This window comes from Oryzihumus sp. (assembly GCF_036391795.1).
Lineage (GTDB): Bacteria > Actinomycetota > Actinomycetes > Actinomycetales > Dermatophilaceae > Oryzihumus.
Map to the genome: position 1 here is coordinate 1 of NZ_DASVZH010000147.1, position 4,547 is coordinate 4,547.

General features: G+C 71.8%; 5 protein-coding genes. All 5 read left to right on the forward strand.

What is annotated here, in order from left to right:
* On the forward strand, nucleotides 1-640 hold a 640-nt coding region (locus tag VF825_RS08555), incomplete at its 5' end, for a His/Gly/Thr/Pro-type tRNA ligase C-terminal domain-containing protein (protein WP_331112194.1).
* A gap of 131 nt (nucleotides 641-771) precedes the next feature.
* A complete protein-coding gene (locus tag VF825_RS08560) occupies nucleotides 772-1,728 on the forward strand; it encodes an ABC transporter ATP-binding protein (protein ID WP_331112196.1) in 957 nt (318 codons plus the stop codon).
* The gene (locus VF825_RS08565; RefSeq protein WP_331112198.1) at nucleotides 1,725-2,525 is read left to right on the forward strand and encodes an ABC transporter permease; all 801 of its coding nucleotides are present in this window, start codon (nucleotides 1,725-1,727) and stop codon (nucleotides 2,523-2,525) included. Before VF825_RS08560 ends, VF825_RS08565 begins: the two co-directional genes overlap by 4 nt.
* Before the next feature lie 35 nt (nucleotides 2,526-2,560).
* Nucleotides 2,561-3,697, forward strand: a complete 1,137-nt coding sequence (locus tag VF825_RS08570; RefSeq protein WP_331112200.1) for a sensor histidine kinase — start codon at nucleotides 2,561-2,563, stop codon at nucleotides 3,695-3,697.
* Nucleotides 3,694-4,302 (forward strand): response regulator transcription factor, encoded by a 609-nt coding sequence (locus VF825_RS08575; protein ID WP_331112202.1) that lies wholly within the window; start codon nucleotides 3,694-3,696, stop codon nucleotides 4,300-4,302. The genes VF825_RS08570 and VF825_RS08575 overlap by 4 nt, the downstream gene beginning before the upstream one ends.
* Nucleotides 4,303-4,547 lie beyond the last annotated feature (245 nt).

A 4,547-nucleotide genomic window follows, 5' to 3' on the forward strand; every position in this document is an offset into this window, starting at 1 on the left:
GCGTCACTACGAGCACGCGCAGGAGAAGCTGTCGCACTACTCCAAGCGCACGGTCGACATCGAGTACCGCTTCCGCTTCGCCGGCTCGGAGTGGGGCGAGCTCGAGGGCATCGCCAACCGCACCGACTTCGACCTGTCGACCCACGCCAAGCACTCCGGCGCCGACCTGACCTACTTCGACCAGGCCACCGGTGAGCGCTGGACGCCCTACGTCATCGAGCCGGCAGCGGGCCTGTCCCGTTCGCTGATGACCTTCCTCGTCGACGCCTACACCGAGGACGAGGCGCCCAACACCAAGGGCGGGGTCGACAAGCGCGTCGTGCTCAAGCTCGACAAGCGCCTCGCGCCGGTCAAGGCCGCGGTGCTCCCGCTGTCGCGCAACGCCGACCTCACGCCCAAGGCCAGGGACCTGGCGGCGCAGCTGCGCCAGCACTGGAACATCGAGTTCGACGACGCCGGCGCCATCGGCCGCCGCTACCGCCGCCAGGACGAGATCGGCACGCCGTTCTGCATCACCGTCGACTTCGACACCCTCGAGGACCACGCGGTGACCGTGCGCGAGCGCGACACGATGAGCCAGGAGCGCGTCTCCCTCGACCAGATCGAGGGCTACCTCGCCAGCCGCCTCATCGGCTGCTGACCCTGCTGCGGTGAGCCCCGGCGCCCGCTGGGTGCCGGGGCTCACCCGTGCCGCGAACCTGACGGATGTCATGGGTATGCCGTGACGCGCGTCGGGCGCGCGAGGTCACCGCGCCCGACAGGATCTGTGGCATGACAACGACTTCGCTGGCCTCCCTCCGGGACTCCGCAGGGGTGGAAGCCTCGCGGGCTGACGCGATCAGCCTGCGCGGGGTGCGCAAGACCTTCGGGTCCGTCGAGGCGGTCCGCGGCATCGACCTGACCGTCCGGCCCGGCGAGGTCGTCGCCTTCCTCGGCCCCAACGGCGCCGGGAAGACCTCCACCATCGACATGGTGCTCGGCCTGTCGGCACCGACCGCCGGCGAGGTGTCCGTCTTCGGTCTGGAGCCGTACCAAGCGATCCGCCGGGGCCTGGTCTCCGCGGTGATGCAGACGGGAGGGCTGCTCAAGGACCTGACCGTCCGCGAGACCGCGACCTACACCGCGAGCCTGTTCGCGCAGAGCCGACCGGTCGACGAGGCGCTGGCACGCGCCGGCATCACCGGGATCGCCGACCGGCTCGTCGGCAAGTGCTCCGGGGGTGAGCAGCAGCGGCTGCGCTTCGCCATGGCGCTGCTGTCCGACCCTGAGCTGGTCATTCTCGACGAGCCCACGACGGGTATGGACGTGGAGGCCCGCCGCTCGTTCTGGTCGGCGATCCGCGAGGACGCCGAGCGGGGCCGCACGGTGCTCTTCGCGACGCACTACCTGGAGGAGGCCGACACCTATGCCGACCGGATCGTCCTGGTGCGCAAGGGAATGGTCGTCGGGGACGGCACCCCGGCGCAGATCAAGGCGATGGCCGCCGGCCGCACGGTCCGGGCCACCCTGCCCGGCGCGACCGAGGCGACGCTGCACGGCATACCGGCTGCGGAGGGCATCGAGGTGCGCGGCGACACCGTGCTCATCCACTCGCGCGACACCGACACGGTCGCGCGGCACCTGCTCACCACCACCGACGCCCGCGACCTGGAGATCACCGCGCGCGGGCTCGAGGACGCGTTCGTCGCCCTGACCGGCGACGACGAGGCCGAGGACGTGACCCGATGAGCTCTGCGACGACCACCCCGGACCAGGCCCGCCTGGAGCGGACCGTGCCCCCGATGGGCGGCCTCAGCGGGGCGATCCTGCGCCTGGAGCTGCGGCGCCTGCTGCGCAACCGGCGCACCGTGATCTTCACGGTCGTCATGCCCGTGGTGTTCTTCCTGATCTTCGGGGTGGGCCAGAAGTACTCGAACGACAACGCCGGTCACGGCAACGTGGCCGCCTACGTGATGATCAGCATGGCCGTCTACGGGGCCATGATCGCCACGACGAGTGGCGGGGCCATGGTGTCGATCGAGCGGTCGCTGGGCTGGAGCCGGCAGCTGCGCCTGACGCCCCTGACCCCGGTGGCCTACCTGGCGGTCAAGATGCTGACCGCGATGACGATGGGCCTTGCCTCGGTGGTCGTGACCTACTGTGCCGGCGCCCTCTCCCACGCGCGGATGGACTCGCACCTGTGGCTGGTGACCGGCCTGATCGCGTGGGTGGGGTCGCTGGTGTTCGCCGCCTTCGGGCTGTTCATGGGCTACCTGCTGCCCAGCGACAACGTGATGCAGGTCCTCGGCCCGGTGCTGGCCCTGCTGGCCTTCGGTGGCGGGCTGTTCGTGCCGCTGGACCAGATGGGCAGCACGTTCCGGCAGCTCGCCGAGCTCACGCCGATGTACGGCGTCAACCAGCTCGTCCACGCCCCGCTGACGGGGGCCTCGTTCGACGTCCTGTGGGTGGTCAACGTGCTCGTGTGGCTGGCGATCTTCGTCGCGGGTGCCGCCTGGCGGTTCCGCAAGGACACGGCGCGGGTCTGAGACCCGGGGCGGGACGGATCACTAGCGTGACCTCCATGACGACGCTGAGGGGCTGGGGAACGGCCGATGCGACGGGGCGACCCCGCCGCATCGGCGTCCTGTTCTCCGCGATCTGGTTGGTGTTCCTGGCCGAGCCGCTGCGGGCCGGCTGGCAGGAGCGGGACACCTGGCAGGGCTGGGCCGGCATCGCGGCGACGGTGCTCTTCGCCGCGACCTACGTCATGGCCTTCGCCTGGGTCCGCGGCCGCCAGCTGCGGCTGGGTGCCGCCCGCCAGCCGCAGGCTGCGGCGGTGCTCGCCCTGCTCGTGGCCCTCGCCGCGGTGATGTGCCTGGCGGTGGGGGAGCCGGGACTGGCCACGACGGTCTACCTGACCGTGACGGCCGTGATGTTGCTGCCGAGCCGGGTGGCGCTGGCCGCCGTGCTGGCCCTCGCAGGCGTGACCCTGCTCCTCGGGGTGGTCGTGCCCGGCTGGCAGGGCCAGCCCAGCCTGCTGCTGTCGATCTTCCTGGCCGCGTTCGCCATGTGGGGCGTCAGCCAGCTGATCCGCCGCAACATCGACCTGTCCCTGGCGCGCGAGGAGAACGCACGGCTCGCCGTGGAGGAGGAGCGCAACCGGGTGGCCCGCGACCTGCACGACATCCTCGGCCACTCGTTGACCGTGATCACGGTCAAGGCCGAGCTCGCCGGACGGCTGATGGAGGTCGACCCCGACCGTGCGAGGGCGGAGGTCGCCGACCTCGAACGCCTCTCGCGCGACGCGCTCGTCGACGTCCGCCGCGCCGTCGAGGGGTATCGCGAGCTCACCCTCCCGGGGGAGCTCGCCAGGGCGCGGGCCGCCTTGGGTGCCGCCGAGATCGACGCGGACCTGCCCACCTCGACCGACATGGTCCCCGGCGACCTGCGCGAGCTGTTCGCCTGGGGCGTGCGCGAGGGCGTCACCAACGTCATCCGGCACAGCGCCGCGACCCGGTGCACGGTCCGGCTGACGCCCGACAGCGTCGAGGTGCTGGACAACGGCCGGGGGCCGCGCGATGCCGAGCTGATGGAGCGCTCCGGCAACGGGCTGCGCGGCCTGTGCGAGCGCGCGGCTGCGGTCGGCGCGACGTTGATGACCAGAACCGTTGAACCCCAAGGATTCTCGATGCAGATCATCGCCGCGGCGGCAGCGTGACGATCCGACTGCTGCTCGCCGACGACCAAGCCCTGGTGCGGGGTGCGCTGGCCGCCCTGCTCGACCTCGAGCCCGACCTCGTGGTCGTGGCCGAGGTCGCCAGCGGTGACGAGGTGGTCGCGGCGGCCCGGGAGCACCGGCCCGACGTGGCCCTGCTCGACGTGGAGATGCCCGGCATGGACGGCATCGCCGCCACGCAGGCGCTGCGAGGGTCGATGCCGGAGGTGCGGGTGCTCATCGTGACGACGTTCGGCCGGCCGGGCTTCCTGCGGCGGGCGCTGCAGGCGGGTGCGTCCGGGTTCGTCGTCAAGGACACCCCGGCACGGCAGCTGGCCGACGCGGTCCGCCGGGTGCACTCCGGGCTCCGGGTGGTCGACCCGGCGCTCGCGGCCGACAGCCTGGTCTCCGGCGAGTCTCCGCTGACCGCCCGCGAGGCGGAGGTCGCGCGGGCCGCCCGCGACGGCGGCACGGTGGCCGACCTCGCCCGCGAGCTGTTCCTGTCGGAGGGCACGGTCCGCAACCACCTGTCGTCGGTGATCGGCAAGACGGGGGCGCGCACCCGGGCGGAGGCCGTGCGGATCGCCGAGGACAACGGCTGGCTCTGAGGCCACCCGGTGCCCAGCTCGAGCCGGGTTCTTCATGCGCCGCTTCGTGCGCCGCTTCGTGCCCGCTTCGTGTGCCGACAGGGACGTTTCTGGGGATTCAGCCGGGGCCGCTTCAAGTGGTTGTTGCAACGAGGCTGACGGAAGGATCCGGTCATGCCTGGTGCACGGTTGTCGGAGCAGGAGCGCGCGCAGATCGAGGTGTTGTTCGGGCAGGGGCTGACCTTCCCGCAGATCGCGGCGGTGAT